Origin of the sequence: Pseudomaricurvus alkylphenolicus (assembly GCF_011683955.1) — a bacterium.
Classification (GTDB): Bacteria; Pseudomonadota; Gammaproteobacteria; order Pseudomonadales; family Cellvibrionaceae; genus Pseudomaricurvus; species Pseudomaricurvus alkylphenolicus.
The window spans coordinates 496,654-513,586 of the sequence record NZ_JAAQPI010000003.1; the positions used below are offsets into that span (position 1 = coordinate 496,654).

14 protein-coding genes are annotated in these 16,933 nt (G+C 56.5%); 6 read left to right on the plus strand and 8 right to left on the minus strand.

Going from position 1 to position 16,933, the window contains the following annotated elements; all coding sequences use genetic code 11:
- Positions 1–344 precede the first annotated feature (344 nt).
- Together HBA55_RS10890 and dinB are read right to left on the minus strand one after the other, a co-directional pair.
- Entirely contained in the window at positions 345–2,048 is a 1,704-nt protein-coding gene (locus tag HBA55_RS10890; protein ID WP_166990381.1) for a GIY-YIG nuclease family protein, read from the minus strand.
- Positions 2,049–2,255: 207 nt separating this feature from the next.
- Positions 2,256–3,371 (minus strand): DNA polymerase IV, encoded by a 1,116-nt coding sequence (gene dinB / locus HBA55_RS10895; protein ID WP_166990385.1) that lies wholly within the window; start codon positions 3,369–3,371, stop codon positions 2,256–2,258.
- A gap of 124 nt (positions 3,372–3,495) precedes the next feature.
- Between dinB and HBA55_RS10900 the strand changes: the two genes are divergently transcribed.
- Positions 3,496–3,903, plus strand: coding sequence for a hypothetical protein (locus tag HBA55_RS10900; protein ID WP_166990392.1), 408 nt, complete (start codon positions 3,496–3,498; stop codon positions 3,901–3,903).
- Positions 3,904–3,918: 15 nt separating this feature from the next.
- Here HBA55_RS10900 and HBA55_RS10905 read toward each other — a convergent pair whose 3' ends face one another.
- The 5 genes from HBA55_RS10905 to HBA55_RS10925 all read right to left on the minus strand — a co-directional run bounded on the left by HBA55_RS10905 (position 3,919) and on the right by HBA55_RS10925 (position 10,763).
- A complete protein-coding gene (locus HBA55_RS10905) occupies positions 3,919–4,758 on the minus strand; it encodes a hypothetical protein (protein WP_166990397.1) in 840 nt (279 codons plus the stop codon).
- A 9-nt stretch (positions 4,759–4,767) separates the two neighbouring features.
- Entirely contained in the window at positions 4,768–5,382 is a 615-nt protein-coding gene (locus tag HBA55_RS10910) for a hypothetical protein (protein ID WP_166990402.1), read from the minus strand.
- 95 nt (positions 5,383–5,477) lie between these two features.
- On the minus strand, positions 5,478–8,663 hold the full coding sequence (locus tag HBA55_RS10915; protein WP_166990409.1) for an efflux RND transporter permease subunit: 3,186 nt from the start codon (positions 8,661–8,663) through the stop codon (positions 5,478–5,480).
- Complete coding sequence (locus HBA55_RS10920) at positions 8,660–9,856, minus strand: efflux RND transporter periplasmic adaptor subunit (RefSeq protein ID WP_166990414.1); 1,197 nt, start codon at positions 9,854–9,856, stop codon at positions 8,660–8,662. Before HBA55_RS10920 ends, HBA55_RS10915 begins: the two co-directional genes overlap by 4 nt.
- A 214-nt stretch (positions 9,857–10,070) precedes the next feature.
- Positions 10,071–10,763 carry a cyclic nucleotide-binding domain-containing protein gene (locus HBA55_RS10925; protein WP_166990419.1) on the minus strand — a complete coding sequence of 231 codons (693 nt, stop codon included), beginning with the start codon at positions 10,761–10,763 and terminating at the stop codon, positions 10,071–10,073.
- 358 nt (positions 10,764–11,121) lie between these two features.
- On the opposite strand from HBA55_RS10925, the gene HBA55_RS10930 reads away from it, so the two are divergent.
- Positions 11,122–12,285, plus strand: coding sequence for a TonB family protein (locus HBA55_RS10930; RefSeq protein ID WP_166990424.1), 1,164 nt, complete (start codon positions 11,122–11,124; stop codon positions 12,283–12,285).
- Positions 12,286–12,317: 32 nt separating this feature from the next.
- Here the strand turns inward: HBA55_RS10930 and HBA55_RS10935 are convergent, their stop codons facing one another.
- Positions 12,318–12,656: a DUF1820 family protein gene (locus HBA55_RS10935; RefSeq protein WP_206019708.1), complete on the minus strand. Its 339-nt coding sequence runs from the start codon at positions 12,654–12,656 to the stop codon at positions 12,318–12,320.
- Between the two features lie 263 nt (positions 12,657–12,919).
- On the opposite strand from HBA55_RS10935, the gene miaB reads away from it, so the two are divergent.
- The 4 genes from miaB (at position 12,920) to HBA55_RS10955 (ending at position 16,931) form a co-directional block, all read left to right on the plus strand.
- Positions 12,920–14,290 carry a tRNA (N6-isopentenyl adenosine(37)-C2)-methylthiotransferase MiaB gene (gene miaB, locus HBA55_RS10940; RefSeq protein WP_166990427.1) on the plus strand — a complete coding sequence of 457 codons (1,371 nt, stop codon included), beginning with the start codon at positions 12,920–12,922 and terminating at the stop codon, positions 14,288–14,290.
- A 99-nt stretch (positions 14,291–14,389) separates the two neighbouring features.
- Positions 14,390–15,511 carry a PhoH family protein gene (locus HBA55_RS10945; protein WP_166990431.1) on the plus strand — a complete coding sequence of 374 codons (1,122 nt, stop codon included), beginning with the start codon at positions 14,390–14,392 and terminating at the stop codon, positions 15,509–15,511.
- Between the two features lie 20 nt (positions 15,512–15,531).
- Complete coding sequence (gene ybeY, locus HBA55_RS10950) at positions 15,532–16,047, plus strand: rRNA maturation RNase YbeY (RefSeq protein ID WP_166990434.1); 516 nt, start codon at positions 15,532–15,534, stop codon at positions 16,045–16,047.
- Positions 16,048–16,073: 26 nt separating this feature from the next.
- Positions 16,074–16,931 carry an HlyC/CorC family transporter gene (locus tag HBA55_RS10955; RefSeq protein WP_166990437.1) on the plus strand — a complete coding sequence of 286 codons (858 nt, stop codon included), beginning with the start codon at positions 16,074–16,076 and terminating at the stop codon, positions 16,929–16,931.
- Positions 16,932–16,933: the final 2 nt, after the last annotated feature.

The window sequence follows — 16,933 nt, forward strand, 5'->3', positions numbered from 1 at the left end:
TAGGGAGTTGCGAAGTAAAGGAGAGTACCCCTACACAGAAATCCAGCCTTTCCCATGAGGCAAGAAACCCCAAAAGAAACCCCTAAAAGGAAGAGGCACCCGACTCCGAGCACTACAGAACCAAGGTGGCTGGGGGTTTCGTTTTCCGAGCATCAAAGAGGGCGCCGAAAGAGCCAAAAAGACCGGCGTTTTTTGCCGGGCTTTTTGGTGACTGAGGGCAGCCGGGACGGCCGCCCGACCGCTCGGAAAGCGGAACCCCCAGCCGCCGATTAAGGCACCAAACCCCGAGTCCATAAAAACTCAACGACGCCGCTTGAGGCACCAAAACCCGAGCCCATAGGAACTCAACGACGCCGCTTAATCCGCTCAGCCTCTTTCCCACGAGCATCCAGACGCGACAAAATCGCCGCCATCTCATCGGCCTCCGCAGCCCGGCGACTGTTCAAATTCGCCTCCCGCATCGCCTTCTCCTGCTCAATTGCCTCCCGAATCCGCCGCTCCTTCGCCGCCGATCCTGTGCGGCCGCTGGCAAGCCGTGTCGGCACCCGCACATCCGCCTGCACCTTGGGACCGGAAGACTTGGGATGAGGCGCCACTTCCACCGCAGGAGACCCGGCATCCACTGCATCAGCCTCCGCCACCTCCTGGCGAGCGGCCTGACGACGAGCCCGAGCCTCACGCCGCTTACGATCCGCCTCAGTCCGGGCATCGCGCTCAGCCTTCTGAGCCAGGCGCCTCCCTTCAATCTCAGCAACAAGCTCCCGTATCTGTACCTGCTGCTGACGACTGCGGGTCTGATGGCGCAATGCCCCCTCAGGCGAACTCACCTCTGCGCTGGCGGCCTCTACTTCCCGACTCACCCGCTTCGCCTTCGCCAACTCTCCCGTGGTCGATCCAATGGGTTCAGGTGGCACAGCCGTCCCGCTCGATGTGGAAACAGAGTCGCCAGCCGCTCCACTGCCCGCGGAAGACTCAACCAACGATTGCTCTGCAACGGCAACCGCCGCAGATGCCCTGCCAGCTTCCTGCTTCGCGCTGTCCTGTTTTGCTGCCTCCTGAGCTGCCTTCTTAGCCTCAGCCTCTTGAGCTGCCTGCTTTCGAGCTGCCCTCGCCTCCGCCGCCTTGCGCGCCTTGGCCGCCTCCTTGGACTTGACTGACGTCGCCTTCTTCTGCGCGATACGTCGCATCTCAATGCGCGCCATCACCGCATTCATCTCCGCCTGCTCATCGCGCCCCTTTACCTGCCGGAGACTTTCACGACGCTCACGCTCAGCTTCAATCGCCTCGCGGATACGCTTCTCCTTGGCGCTGGAACCCGTACGACCGGAGGCGATCTTCGCTTTGGTCTCAACAGCCGCAGGTGTCTGGGCTGAGATCTTTGTTTTGGCCGGTTTGGATTTACTGCTTCCAGACAGACCACGACGACGCATCTGAATCCGCGCCATCAACGCATTCATCTGAGCCTGCTCATCACTGTCGGCGCTATGACGAAGTACCGACGTCTCCGAATTCACAGTCTCCCTTTGCACGACAGTTGACGGCTGTTGAACCCTTGCGGAGGTCTGATCCGTCTCCGCATGCACTATTCCAGCCGCTCCTGAATCCTTGGCGGTCTCCCGCTCAGACTCCGCAGACTTCGACGACGAGCGCTCGCCGATACCCTCGAAAGCCTCATCCTCATCCACAGGACCGCTATCGCCTTGCATAGCCTCCTCGAACTCAGACATCAGCGCCTTCATACTGGCGCTGCGAATCTTGCTGGTGCTGCTTCCAGCCGGCTTCTGCCGACTGATTCGAATTTGCTCCGCGCCAAGATCCTCGCGCGCCTCCCGCAGAGACGCCCTCGCCTCCGCCGGATTATCACTGTAGGCCCAGGTTTCCACCCTGAAGCCATCGCTGCGCACTTCCCGCAGCTGATCAAAAAAGCGGCCTTCTGCGCCGCCATCTGCCTGGGACAAAAGACTTGCCCACTCCTCCTCGACACTGTCTCGTGCTGTGCCGACAAATACATCCTGGGTTTGAACATTGGTGGCGGTAAAAACAATCACCCAGCCTTACCTCTCCTTAACGCTGCGCCTGAAAAAATGAGCTTTTCCCGAATGGAAATCCGCCCGGGCGCGCGATTATAGTGGGGATAAAAAAAATGACTAGAATTGACAGCAAAGCAATCTTATGGCGGTCATAGTCCAGACAGAAAGAGAGAGAAAGAATTGTTTTTTGCAACCCCAATCAGAGGTTAATTATGGGCAGAATTTTTACAGATTTTGCTCATCAGACAGGATATCCCCTTCGTCGGAACCCGAGATCTCCGGCTCAAAAAAATCCAGTTGAACCGCCTCACTGGATTCCCGCAGATCAACCAGCCGAACGCCGATACCCAACAACCTGACCGGCCGCCCGCCGCGCTCGTATGCCTCTGTCATCAACTGCTGGTAATCCGGTAATTGTGCGCCGGTGCCAACCCGCTCCAATGTGGTGGTCGAAAAATCCTCAAACTTAACCTTTACAAATGCCTTAACCACCCGATAGCCGTCGTCAATGCGCTTAAGGCGACCACGCAACTGTAAAAACAACTCCGGCAGCTGGCGCAGGCAGGCTTTCGCATCCGGCAAATCCTGCGAGTAGGTGTGCTCCACACTGAGCGACTTGCGACGCCGACTGGGCTTCACCTGGCGCTCATCCCGGCCACGGCTGAGCTCATGCAGTCGGGGCCCAAAACTGCCAAACCATTCGCTTAACTCGAATACCGAGTATTGACGCAGATCGCCACACCGTCTAATGCCCCGCCGGTGCATCTTTTCCGCCGTCACCTTACCCACACCAAAGATACGCTCCACCGGTAACTGCTTCACAAAATCATCCACCTGATCCGGTGCCACCACCGTCAGGCCATCAGGCTTTTGCCAATCACTGGACACCTTCGCCAGAAACTTATTGGGTGCCACTCCTGCAGAAACAGTGATATTCAAGGTTTCTTTGATACGCTGGCGAATCTCAGTGGCAATCAGAGTGGCGCTGCCATGGCAACGCTGGCAGTCGGACACATCGAGAAAGGCCTCGTCCAGGGATAAAGGTTCCACCAGATCGGTGTAATCAAAAAAGATCTCCCGCATGGCCTGAGAAGCCTTGCGGTACTTATCCATGTTGCCGGGAATAATCAGCAGATCCGGACACAGTCGTTTGGCATGGGCGGACGCCATTGCCGATCGCACTCCAAATTCCCGGGCTTCGTAGTTACAGGTGGAAATAACGCCGCGCTTGCCCGGATCCCCACCCACCGCCAGCGGACGATTACGCAGCGATGGGTCATCCCGCATTTCGATGGCGGCATAAAAGCAATCGGCATCTATGTGGATGATCTTGCGGCTCACGGAATAACAAATAGCATGACTACTGGCTGTTTATACAGGCTACCTTAATCCAGGGCGAAATCCCACGGTTTTTTCCTGGCAGCAGGCGTATAATCAGCGCCACTATCAAAGACAGGAATCAGCTATGACTGTGGGTGATTGGGATCCCAACGCCGCCGCTCAGGCGCAAAGTTTCGAAGTGGATGAAAGCATACTGGATCGGTTTGCCGACCTCAGCCGTCAACAACAGCTGGACCAGCTTGCCGATCAGCTCGACCGTGAGCTGATCGTGCAGCAAGCACCACTGATGACGCTGGGCAAAGCCCATTGGTTTGAAATCGGGGAGACTCTGGACACTGACCAGATCATCGAATTGGTTCGCTTCTTCACGGTTGCCGAAGCTCAGCTGCCCGGCTGGGAAGCCGGCGCCGAATCGCCGGTGGTGTGGCTGGTAAAACTGCTGCGCCAGCGCAAGCAGCCGCCCTCAAAAGAGCTGCTACTGTGGATCAAAGCCAATTCGGAGAATCGCTTTCTTCCCAACGGTGCTCTCTAATCACCGGGACCAGCCCTAACCTCTTTCCAGCAATCGTTCGATTCGTGGCCCCAGCTCTCTCAGGGTTGGCGGTTGACGGAAGTTAAGGCTGCGTTCGAACAACAGCGGCGGTGATTTCGATCGCTGCGATTTATCCACCGCCGGCAGTAGCGCCAATGCCGGCCTTAGCGCGTGCTCGGGGCCAGGCAAACAGGCGCTGCCACCTCGCAACCACAGCCCCAGCCGCTGGCAACCGCCGCCGTCTCTGTCGTACCAGACATGGCAACCCATATCCTGAGCTGACTTTGCCCAGCCCGGGATCGATTCGGCAAAGATAATCGCGCACTGCGACGCGGACACCTCACCGCCACTTTGCAAGTAAGCCAGCAGCTCGCGCATTGCGATCCGGGCATGGGGATTCCAGTGACTGTGCACAAACAACATCAGTCTTACACCCCGCTGCTCGGCGCTGACCTGCCTGCCTTCTTTATCCAGAAAAAGCTCGCTCGACAGGGCGTCGACTTGACCGCGATCTTCCCGCACTCCCAACGATAAACGGGAAACCAGAAACAGATAAAACAACAGTGCGAACAACCCTCCAAGCGACCACCACAGAACGGCATCACGCTGACCCGTCATCAAAACCAGACCGATGCCCGCCAACGCCAGCGCCATCACACCACTCTCGCGCTCGTCGCCCTGCTCCAGGCTCCGTCCGAAGTAGCGTTTGATACTTACCCCCCAGAGTGGCAACCACACCAACAAGGGAGAAATCCAGGCCCACTGCCCCTGCATCAGTTGCCAGGCGGCCAGTAACGTCAAAACCAATGCAGTCAGCCCGTAGGCCGCCAGAAACAGGGATTTTAGAAAGAACATAGGCGGCGATTATTGTCCCGGTTTGCGGGCACGGATTTTTAAAGTGGCCGCAGTTTCTTCGTCGGGCGAAAAGCAATGAGCCCGATACAACAGTGGTTTGCCTTGAAGGGTCTGCGCATCAAAGTCGATGTCAAATCCCACTTCGCCGGTAGCCTTTGCCTGTGGGTCAGGGCGGCCTTCCTGAAGTCGCTTGAGCTTGCGCATAAAACGCGTCTTGGATTCGAACTTGGCCTCACAATCCTCCCAGACAGCCGCCACCCGCTTTCTCAATTCCTTCCCCACGTACACTTTGGTCTCATCGAGAGGCACCATGTAGGTGAGTTCCAATGAGTTGGCATCGGCCAGCACAGAAAAGGTTTTACGCTCGGGGTCGCGGCAGACCAGGAGAAACACCGCCTGCTCCATGCCCTGTGTGGAATCGTGCAAACTGCCGCGCAGAACCTTATCACAACGCGGCGTGGCCTCCAGCTTAAGGGCGGCCCGTCTGAGTTTATGGGCCAGCTTGGTGTAGCTGCCAGGCAGCCACAGAGCGTCGTTTTCCACGGCTTGCACACTGGCAGAACTGGCGAGAATCAACAGTAAACCCGACAGCGCCGCCATCAGGGTTGAATGAAAACGAATCATAAGTAGGGCGCGAAGTTTTCCAAGGCTCTAAACCTTCACACCATAAACGCGGATAGCGCCGCCGTCCAGTATTGTCCGCCCTTCTTGAAAAACCGCTAACTGCGCTCCAGGCGCCGGCCTCGCAGGTGTCTCAGCCCGCGGCGAATGGGCGGCATCACAAACAGTTTCCACAGGTAGCTCAATCGACCGGGCACCACCAGCATGACCGGTGTTACCACCAGCGTCAGCAAGGTGGAGAAGAGTAGTCCGGAAACAATGGCACTGGCCAGAGGCTGGAACATGGAGGTCACGACACCGTCAGGCACCACACTGCGCGACAGCAGGTCCACACTCACCCCCATGGAGATGGGTAAAAGACCCAGAATGGTCGTGGCTGTGGTCAAAAATACCGGCCGCAGTCGCTGCGCGCAGGCAATGACCACCGCTTCTTTCGGTGTCAGATCGCGATTTTCCTGACGCACCACATTATAGGTATCGATCAGCACGATATTGTTATTCACCACAATACCCGCGAGTGCAACTATGCCCACACCGGTCAAAATTGTGCTGAATACCTGGCCGGTTACCAACAGACCCAGCATAACACCGGCGGTAGACATCACCACCGCCGACAAGATAAGAAAACCCTGATAAAAACTGTTGAACTGGGTCACCAGCAACACAAACATCAGGAACAGCGCCAGAGAAAATGCGACCGCCAAAAACGCCTGGGCATCGTTTTGCTCTTCGTTGGCCCCCCGGAATAAGACCTTGACCTGGGACGGCGGCGGATTTTCCTGCAGCCACTGCTCGATCTCCCGAACTTTGGCTTCTACCAACACACCGGGCAAGACATCCGCCTTGACCGTCATCACCTGAACGCCGTCAATATGCTTGACGTTGTCTACTTTAGGCTGAGCCTCGCGAGTCACAAAACCACTGATGGGGACCGGGCCATTGCGCGTATTCACCCGCAATTCATCCAGCACCTGAATACCGCGGGACTGGGCCGGATAGCGCACCCGAATTTCCACCTCGTCATCGGCATCATCCGGACGATAATCGCCGATCCGCACACCGTTGGTCACCAACTGCACGGCGCGACCAACCTCGGCGACATTGACTCCCGCCTGCGCGGCTAACGAACGATCAACACTCATCTCCCACTCAATCCCTGGCAGCGGCGTGGAGTCTGTAACATCTCGCAGCCCCTGGATGTTGTTAGCAAGATGATCGCGAAGATATCGGGTGGTGGCCAGAAGCTGGTCGCTGTCGATGGATTCCAGCTGCAACTGAATCGGCTTGCCCACCGGCGGCCCACCTTCAAACGGGCCGGCACTGACAAGAATACCGGGAACATCCGCAATCTCTTCGCGAATGTGTTCAAAAACGGTGTGAGTGGAGTAACCGATCAGGGCCGGGTCCCACAATTCCACCATAATGTTACCGATTTCGTCCTTATCCGTATCACGTCCGCCATTGCTGCTACTCGAAGAATAAGTAGAGTGTACGCCTCTGACGGTCAGTACCCGGGCTTCGACTTCGCGCACCAGTTTGCTGGATTCGGCAACCGAGAGATTGCCCATAGCCCGCACAGACACCGAACCAAATTTTTCTTCGGTTTCAGCAAAGAACTGCGAACCGTGATTGTATTTGCCATAGGTAATAAAAATGCCCGCCAATACCAGCAGAGCGCCCAGACAGAAGACCACAGGCCGCCGCAGCGCCCACGCCAACAGACGCGCGTAGCGCCCGGTATGGCCCGGCATTTCCGTGGGCGGGGAGGTTTCCAGGCTGCGCAGATAATTCTGCACATCCAGCCCCATCTCGGACTTGCCCATCAAAGAGCCGACAACCGGAGCAAAAAACAGCGCGTAGGTAAGAGAGGCCGCCAATACGGAAAATACCGTCACCGGCAGATAACTCATAAAGTCACCGGATATTCCCGGCCAGAACATCAACGGCAGAAAGGCTGCCAGGGTGGTCGCCGTGGAGGCAACCACGGGCCAGAACATGCGCCTTACCGCTATCTGATAGGCAGCCCGACTGCTCATGCCTTCAGCCATCTTGCGATCGGCAAATTCCGTGATCACAATCGAGCCATCAATCAACATACCCAGCGCCAGCATCATGCCGAACATCACCATCATGTTGAAAGAGAAGCTCATAAAGTCGAGCATAATCAGACCGACTATCAGCGAGAAGGGAATGCCCAACCCCACCAGGGCTCCCGACCGGAAACCCAGGGCCGCCACCACAATCACCATAACCAGTGCCATGGCGGTGAAAATGTTGCCCGTCATCTCTGCCACCATGGCAGAGGAAAAGTCAGACTGGTCAAAGGCAAAAACAATTTCCACACCCGGCGGAATCCGGTCTTTCATGGAAGCAACCAGGGCACGCACATCCTGAGAGACTTTAATCTGGTTGGTACCACTGCGCTTGTTGACCTGCAAGAGAATGGCAGGCCGATTGTTAACGCTGGTAAAACTGCTGGCATCCTTAAAGGTGCGTCGAATATCCGTAACATCACCCAGGGTAACCACACCCTCTGGTGTGGATTTGACCGGGATCGCATAGACGTCCTGATAGGACTCAATCAATCCCGGCACCTTGACAGAAAAACGACCGGCGCCGGTATCGATTTCTCCGGCGGGCACCAGCAGGTTGTTGCCCAGGATGGCGTTAACCAACTCATCGCTGGTGATGTTGTAATGCTCCAGCCTCGCGGGATCTATCAGCGCTTCTACCACCTCCTCGCGATGACCGGCCAAGGGAGCTTCCAAGACGTCCGTCAGCGCTTCGATCTCTCGCTGCAGCATTTTTGCCGTTCTGTGGAGAACCCGCTCCTGAACATCGCCATCTGCCAGCAGGGCGACCGTAACAGAGGGGAAGTCCATGGCCGAAATTTCCTCGACCACCGGTTCTTCAGCATCCGTTGGCAGATCCGCCTTGGCGCGGTCCACAGCGGCACGCACGTCATTTAAGGCTTTGTCGATATCAATGGCGCCGGCTTCGAATTTGACAACCAGTGAGGCGTGTGACTCTACCGCGGTCGCTGAAATTTCATCAAGGTCTTCGAGTGAACGCAGTTCCTGTTCAATGGGCCTCAATAACAGCCGTGCACCGTCCTCGGGAGAAACCCCATCCAGGACGACACCGACGTAGACATAGGGCACCTGAATTTCCGGCTGCGCCTCCACAGGCATGTGGTTGTAACTGTAGAACCCGACACCCAGCAGCAGTGCCATGATGCAGAAGGTACTGCGAAAATGGCTGACCGCCATAGAAAGGAAATTCATAACTTGTCGGCACCCACCACTGTCATTGGCTCAGATTCCGAGTGGTCGGGGAGGCCGGCTGGCTGCGTCTGCAACACCGCAGTTTGCACCGCCGGGAGGTTGTCGGCAGCAGGAGTGTTTATGGCTGGATCGTCACCAGCGGGGTTAACACCAGTGGGATTAACAATGGTCGCGTTCACCAGCTCACCAGGGCTCACATATTCCTGACCCACTGTGACCACCAGGGCCCGATCAGGCAACCCCGTCACCCAGACACCATCGCTGTGATCACCAATCAGATCCACATTGAGAAAGCTGACATGATGATCCTCGGACAGTACCCTCACCCCCACTTTGCCCCGGTCATCCAGGGACAACAAAGAGGAAGGTATTACATGGGCGGTTTGAACCGAGAGCGGTACCGTAAGGTCCGTGGTAATGCCGCTGCGCAGTGACAAATTCGGATTGGGCAGCTCCACCTCCACAAGAAAAGTGCGTGTGACGTCATCCGAGCCATAACCCACCAGCGAGACTTCACCACCAACCTGCTGCCCGGTCAACAGGCGGGCGGATGCAAAACTGCCAAGATGCAGTTGACCCACCTGGGTTTCGGAGACACGGCCGCTGGCGATCAACGGATCGAGATCCAACAACAGACCACATTCTCCGCCCCGATCCATAAAATCACCGATTTCTACTGAGTGGCGATCAAGTACACCGGCAAACGGCGCGCGGATTTTGACGTTGTCCAGATCCAACTGACGGCGTTTGAGATCTGCCTTGGCACTGTCGAGTTTGGCCTTGGCGGCCGCAATAGCTGTACGCGACTGGTAGCCGCCGGATTTCAGGCGCAGCGCACCATCGTATTCCAATTGGGCCTGGGCAACGGCGGAGCGTGCCTCCTCCACTCTGAGCAGGCGGTCTTCAGTCGCCAACTCGCAGATCACCTCGCCGGTTTTTACCTGCTGCCCTTCTGCCACCGGCAGCGCCACGACCTTGCCACTCACCTCCGCCTTCATGGAAACCTGTCGATTGGCCTGAGTACGCGCACGAATATGCAGCTGGGGCTGATAGGCTTGCGCATCAATATATCTGGCCCGCACCGACATCACAGGTTTGTGTGCCTCGCCGATTTCCTCGCTGATCACGGGCTGCGCCTTGAAGATACCGCTGCCCAACCACAGCAAGCTCGCAAGGGCGATACACGCAGACACACGATAATTCTTGTTTGACCAGAAATGGCGGCCGTACTGGGAGAAACTTCTTTGACTCATGCTTGCCTTAACAGTCTATTTAGGACAATCCTGCCAGAATCCGGCATAGTAACGGACTACAGTGCACCTCTCAGTCACTGAGCTCAAGCCAAGAAATGTAAAAATGTGGAATCACCGTTTTTGTGGCTGAATTCGAACGCTGGAACCCACGGTGCTAGCCCGCCCGCCCCAGTGCTGCCAGTACTTGTGGACTGGGAGCAGGCGTCTGGGAAACAGACAAATAACCGAACTCCTGGTTCCATTCAACCAGCAGCCGCGCCAGCTGAGCCGCCTGTTCATGCATGCCGGCCAATTCTTCCAGGGTATCTTTGCTGCCGAGATAGAGTTTGACCGAGCGATGCCGGTTGGCAAGAGGGTGTGAGGCGTATTTTGAGCGGTAGACTTCGAGCTTCCAACGGAGACTGTGAACCAGATTGCGAAAGTAGATCAGCTTGGTGGCCAAGGTAACGCGGCTGAAATCCTCCAGTTCGCCAAACAGCGAAAAGTCGGTGCAAAACACCACCGCCTCGCGACTGAGGCTGTCGGCCACAACCGTTGCGGTCCGGGCCTGTTTCAACAGCATTGCCAGATCACCGAATACCTCCCCCGGTGTAATCTGGTTCACCTCCTGGCGGGGCTCACCGGCCAGAACCTGTAATTGCCCCTTCAGCAAAAAACACAGCCAGTGGCCTGCATCCCCCTGTTCCAGCACCACTTCACCCGGCCCATAGGTCATCACCCGGGAATGTTGCAGCAACAGCTCATACTGACCGCCATCGCTCTGTTGCAGCTGCTTATAAAAGGGAATGGCCCCGACCAGACGGTCAATGGCCGCCCTGGGGTATTCATTCACCGCATCTTTCTGCATAGCTTCCCCGCGTTTCCTTGCCGGTGAGGTCTGGCACCAGATCAAGCAACTAGTTCACCATTAAACTGTGATGTAAATCCAGTGCCATCTTCCAGAGTTAGAACTTTTTCACAACTATGACGCCTATCTGGCAGCATGGATAGCTTCAGCCCCGGGAAACTTGCAGTAGAGAGCAATATCGTAGACCATGTACGGCCGATAATTTTAACGCCAATGCCGACTTTGACCTCATAGTTTATGGTGGATGGGCAGTCAGGCTATGGTGAGACACAATAATAAGAGCCAGGTCGCTATGTTGTTTGCCCCTCTCCGGAACCCTACGTTCTCGAGGCTTCCCCTATTGTGGATAATCTGTCTGATGCTGCCCAGCGCCGCTGTGCTGTCAGACACCCTGATCAATGGCTTGGCCAGCCACAAGGCATTAAACAAGGAACTGTTTATTGGCGCTCTCTACAGTGACCGCCTGTCCGGCAATGGCGCCGACATTCTCGCCGACAGTGGCGAAAAGCGCATGGAATTGCGGGTAGTTGCGCGGCGACTTTCGGCCCGCCAGCTCAATCGCCTGTGGATTGAGGGCATGGCCATTAACAACCCACCGGCCCTGTTGACCCGGGAAGCCCAGAACATGGTTGCCTTCACCGCCTTGATCAAGCGTTCGCTAAAGGCCGGCGACCGCCTGCAGATCCAGGCATCCGGGAATTCGACCCACGTCATTCTCAATGACATTGAGCTCGGCAGTATCGACTCCCCTGACTTCTTTAACATGGTGCTGCGCACCTGGATCGGCCCCGTGCCACTGTCCTCGGATTTTCGCGACAGCCTGCTCACCGCCGGTGAAGTGGACAATCAGATCCTGGGACGTTACGAGAGCCTTTCACCCAGTGACGAGCGTCGCCTCGCCATTGCAGCCTGGAAAACGCCCAAACCGGGACCGACTCCGCAGAGCACTGCTTCCCCGGTTGAGGCTCTGGCTGCCGCCCCCAGCATTGCCCCTCCTTCCATCGCAGCGCCGGTGACGGTGCCACAACCCACCTTGGCGCAGGCAGATGCCGGCCTGGAAGCCTCAGCGGAAACCGCACAAGCGGCAGAGTCTGAAACGGCAGTCGCCGATGCCGATGACCCACAATCGTCCATTGAACAGTCGCAAACTGAGACTGTTGAAGCCAGCGGGGTCGAAGATGCCGCGGAGGAAGTGGAAGAGCCGGAACAGCTGACCGCCGAGTCCTTGCTGAGTCGACAGCTCTACCATTCGCAGCTGCTGAAATGGACCTACAAATATATTCGCTATCCCAAGCGCGCCATCAATCGCAACCAAGAGGGTAGCGTCAGGATTTCAGTGGTGATTGATCGAGACGGCAAGGTCAAGCAGGTGTCAGAATTAGAGCCATCCCGTCACTCCACCCTCAACCAGGAGGCGGTGCGAGCGGTCGGTAGAGCGGACCCCTTCCCGCCGGTACCGGAGGAGATCAACGGGGATGAGTTTTCCTTCTCCCTGCCGATTGTCTTTCGACTGCCGAAATAACAACCCGGCAACCACATAGAGGCGGCAAAGGTTTAATCGCCGCCGGAGGGAGGCGTTGCCCCACCGGGGAAGGGAAACTGGGCTACTTTGTCACCGCCTTTAATGTCGGTCACCTTGACAGGACCCTCTTTATCCACCTCATCAATGCGGATAACGGAATGCATGGGTATGTACGAGCGTGACACCTGGTCAAACTCACTTTTCAGCTTCTCCTCGGAGGGGTCCACGATCATTTGTGTACGCTCGCCAAACACGAACTCCTCTACCTCGATAAATCCGTACATATCGCTCTGGTAGATTGCCCGGGCATAAACCTCGTAAACCTGGTTCTGGTTGTAGAAAATGACCTTGTAAATGGGTTTGGCTGGCATAACTTAACTCAAATTTGACTGTGGTTGCCCAAAGGCGCGCAAGCATAGCACAGGCTGGCAGCGGTTATCATCCGGCAAATTTGTATGGCTTTTGACACCCCGGCTGCGACTCTCAATCCAGGCATATCCACAAATGTATCGACCAGCTGAAGCTCAGCTATGGGCATCAGCCCTCAGCACCAGTATAATGCCCGGCCTTATTTCTATTGGCTAATTTTTGTTCAGCCTGTTGGCTGGCAACACGATCCAGGGTTTTTTCCTCCATGTCAGACCAGTCACCCGCCCCCAAGAAGCTGTTTATCCAGACCCACGGCTGCCAGATGAACGAATACGACTCCAATCGTATGCGGGATCTGCTGGGTGAATCACACCAGATGGTGACCACGGATGACCCCAATGAAGCGGATGTGGTGCTGGTAAACACCTGCTCGATTCGCGAAAAAGCCCAGGAAAAGCTGTTTCATCAATTGGGCCGCTGGAAGAATCTGAAGGACAAAAACCCGGAGCTGATTATCGGTGTTGGTGGCTGCGTTGCCAGCCAGGAAGGCGAGGCCATTGCCAAGCGCGCGCCCCATGTGGATCTGATTTTTGGCCCACAGACCCTGCACCGCCTGCCAGAGATGATAGAAACTCCGAAGGACAACGGTGCCGTCGTGGTCGACATCAGCTTTCCGGAGATTGAGAAGTTTGACAAGCTGCCGGAACCCGAGGCCGATGGTGTCAGTGCCTTTGTCTCCATCATGGAAGGCTGCTCGAAATACTGTACCTTCTGCGTGGTGCCCTACACCCGCGGTGAAGAGGTGAGTCGCCCGGTGGCTGATGTCCTCCATGAAGTGGCGCATCTCGCCACCCAGGGTGTACGTGAGATCAATCTGCTGGGCCAGAACGTTAACGCCTACCGGGCGGAAGGCACCGACGGCGGAATTGTGGATCTCGCCGAGCTGATTACCTATGTCGCCGCTATCGATGGCATCGACCGCATTCGCTACACCACCTCACACCCGGTTGAGTTCTCGGACAGTCTGATTGAGGTCTACGGCGAGGTTCCGGAATTGGTCAGCCATCTGCATCTTCCGGTTCAGAGCGGCTCAGACCGTATCCTGGCGGCCATGAAACGCGGCCACATGGTATTGGAGTACAAATCCAAACTCCGCCGCCTGAAAAAGATTCGCCCGGATATCTGCTTCTCTTCAGACTTTATTGTGGGCTTCCCCGGCGAAACAGACGCCGACTTCGAGGCCACCATGAACCTGATCCAGGAAATTGGCTTCGACATGAGCTTCAGCTTTGTCTACAGCCCCCGCCCCGGCACACCGGCGGCGGATCTGCCCGACAACACCCCGGAAGAGGTCAAGAAAGAACGCCTCAAGCTGTTGCAGCAGCGCATCAACCAGCAGGCTCAGGATATTGCCCGCAAGATGGTGGGCAATACCGAGCGGGTGCTGGTGAGTGGCTATTCCAAGAAGGACCCCGGACAATTATCAGGTCGAACCGAGAATAACCGGGTCGTGAACTTCCGCTGTGACAACCCGGCACTGATTGGTCACTTTGCCGATATCCTGATCGAGGAAGCACTGCCCAATTCGCTGCGTGGCACCCTTCTGGGCTCTGAGCTCGATGATGATTGGTGTTAAACCAATCTTGACCGGGTATAAAAAGCCTATTTCTATAGAACCGAATATCAGAAGCACGGCCTTTCCCCACCCCCTCGACTTGGGGTAGGCTAAGTGGGAATGCAGCCGACAAAGGACGGATTTTCTAACATTTTGGACAGTTCCGCACCGACTCAAACCCCGCCACCTCTGCAGGTGGTGCTGGAACCCGATGATACCCGCCGCCTGGCGGCCCTCTGCGGCCAGTTTGACGAGCACCTGCGTCAGATAGAGCGCCGTCTCAATATCGAAATCCGCAACCGTGGCAACCAGTTTGCCCTGCTGGGAGAGCCCAGCACCACTCGTACCGCCGGCCAGCTCCTGAAGTCGCTCTATCGCGACACGGATGGTGGCGTCGAACTCACCCCCGATGAAGTCCATCTGGCCCTGCAACAATCCGAGCTGGAAAGCTTCCGGCATGGCCAGCACCAGGAAGAGATATCCATGCAAGATGCACCCGGCAGTTCCGCCGATAACAATGTCGAGCCCCTCACCCTGATTCGTACCAAGAAATGTACGGTCAAACCCCGCGGGCAGCACCAGCAACAGTATGTTCGTGCCGTGCAGACCAACGACATCAACTTCGGTATCGGGCCCGCCGGTACGGGTAAAACCTATCTGGCGGTTGCCTGTGCGGTTGAGGCCCTGCTCAAGGACGAAGTGGAAAGAATCCTGCTGGTGCGCCCGGCCGTCGAGGCCGGTGAAAAACTCGGCTTTCTGCCCGGCGACCTGTCCCAGAAAGTCGATCCCTATCTGCGCCCCCTTTATGACGCACTTTACGAGATGCTGGGCTTCGAAACCGTTGGCAAGTTGATTGAACGCAATGTGATTGAAGTGGCACCGCTGGCGTATATGCGCGGCCGCACACTCAACAATTCGTTTGTCATCCTTGATGAGAGCCAGAACACCACCCGCGAGCAGATGAAAATGTTCCTGACCAGGATCGGCTTTGGCTCCACCGCCGTGATCACCGGTGACCCCTCCCAGGTGGACCTGCCTCGGGGCCACGCCTCCGGGCTCAAGCATGCCGTGGGCATCCTGGAAAAGGTCAAGGGCATCAGCTTCACGTTCTTTAACGCCCGCGATGTTGTTCGTCATCCGCTGGTGCAGCGCATTGTAGAAGCTTATGACACTGTTGAGGCCGAGCAACAATCTGAGCACCAAAGCCTCTCCAATGGCGTGAACCACCCCCATTCGGACTGAGTTTAGCGAAGATACCCCTTATGGAACTGTGCCTGGACCTGCAGGTGGCTATCGCCGCCGGCGATCACGACTTTCTCCCCAGCCAGGAACAGCTGGAAGACTGGACGCTGGCCGCCGTTGAAAACCGGCGCGACCAAGCCGAGCTGAGTCTGCGTATCGTGGATGCTGCCGAAAGCCGGCAACTCAATCACGAGTATCGCGGCAAGGACAAGCCTACCAATGTGCTCTCCTTCCCCGCGGACCTTCCCCCCGAGCTGGAGCTGCCCCTGCTGGGGGATCTGGTGATCTGCGCCGACGTTGTCAAACGAGAAGCCGTGGACCAAAACAAGACTCTGGAGGCTCACTGGGCCCATATGGTGATACATGGCACCTTGCATTTGCTGGGCTTCGACCATATAGAGGACTCTGAAGCGGACGAAATGGAAGCTTTGGAGACTGCAATTTTAACCAAACTCGGTTACCCTCCGCCCTATGAGACCATTGACTCAGAAATCGAAAGTAACCGCATCGGATTAACCGGCGCCCGGGTAGATTAGGCCGGAGCAAGGAGATTGACAAAACCATGAGTGAAGACCCATCGAGTAGCCAGACCACGTCGAGTCGGCAACAGGAAAAAAGCTGGCTCGACAAGGTACTCAACGCCTTTTCCGCGGAACCCAAGTCCCGCGAGGAACTGCTCGAAATTATTCGGGAGGCCGCTGATAACAAGGTAGTCAATCCCGATGAGCTGGAAATCATTCAGGGCGCCCTGGACGTTGCTGACCAGCAGGTTCGCGAAATCCAGGTACCACGCTCGCAGATGGTCTGCATCAATATTGATGATCAACCGGCAGATTTGCTGCCCACTGTCATTGAATCCGGACACTCCCGTTTCCCCGTGGTGGGAGAATCCACGGATGACATCCGTGGCATCCTGCTGGCCAAGGATCTGCTCTCCCTGATTCTCAACGGCACAGACAACTTTGTGCTCGAAAACATCATTCGCCCCGCCACCATTATTCCCGAGAGCAAGCGCCTCAATGTGCTTTTGCGCGAATTCCGGGAAAACCGCTATCACATGGCTCTGGTGATTGATGAATATGGTGGCATTTCCGGGCTGGTGACCATTGAAGACATTCTTGAGGAAATTGTCGGCGAGATCGAAGACGAAACCGATGATGATGCCGATGACGCCTTCATTCGCAAAGTGGCCGACAATGACTATATCGTCAAGGCTCTGACCCCCATTGAAGACTTTAATGAATTCTTCGGCAGCGGCTTTGATGAAGACGAGTTCGACACCATTGGCGGCATCCTGATGCGCGCGTTCGGTCATCTGCCGCAACGCAATGAGGTCGCGGACATCGACGGATACCAGTTCCGGGTACTCTACGCGGACAACCGCCAAATCCACCTGCTGCGCCTGACCTCCCCCAGCTGATT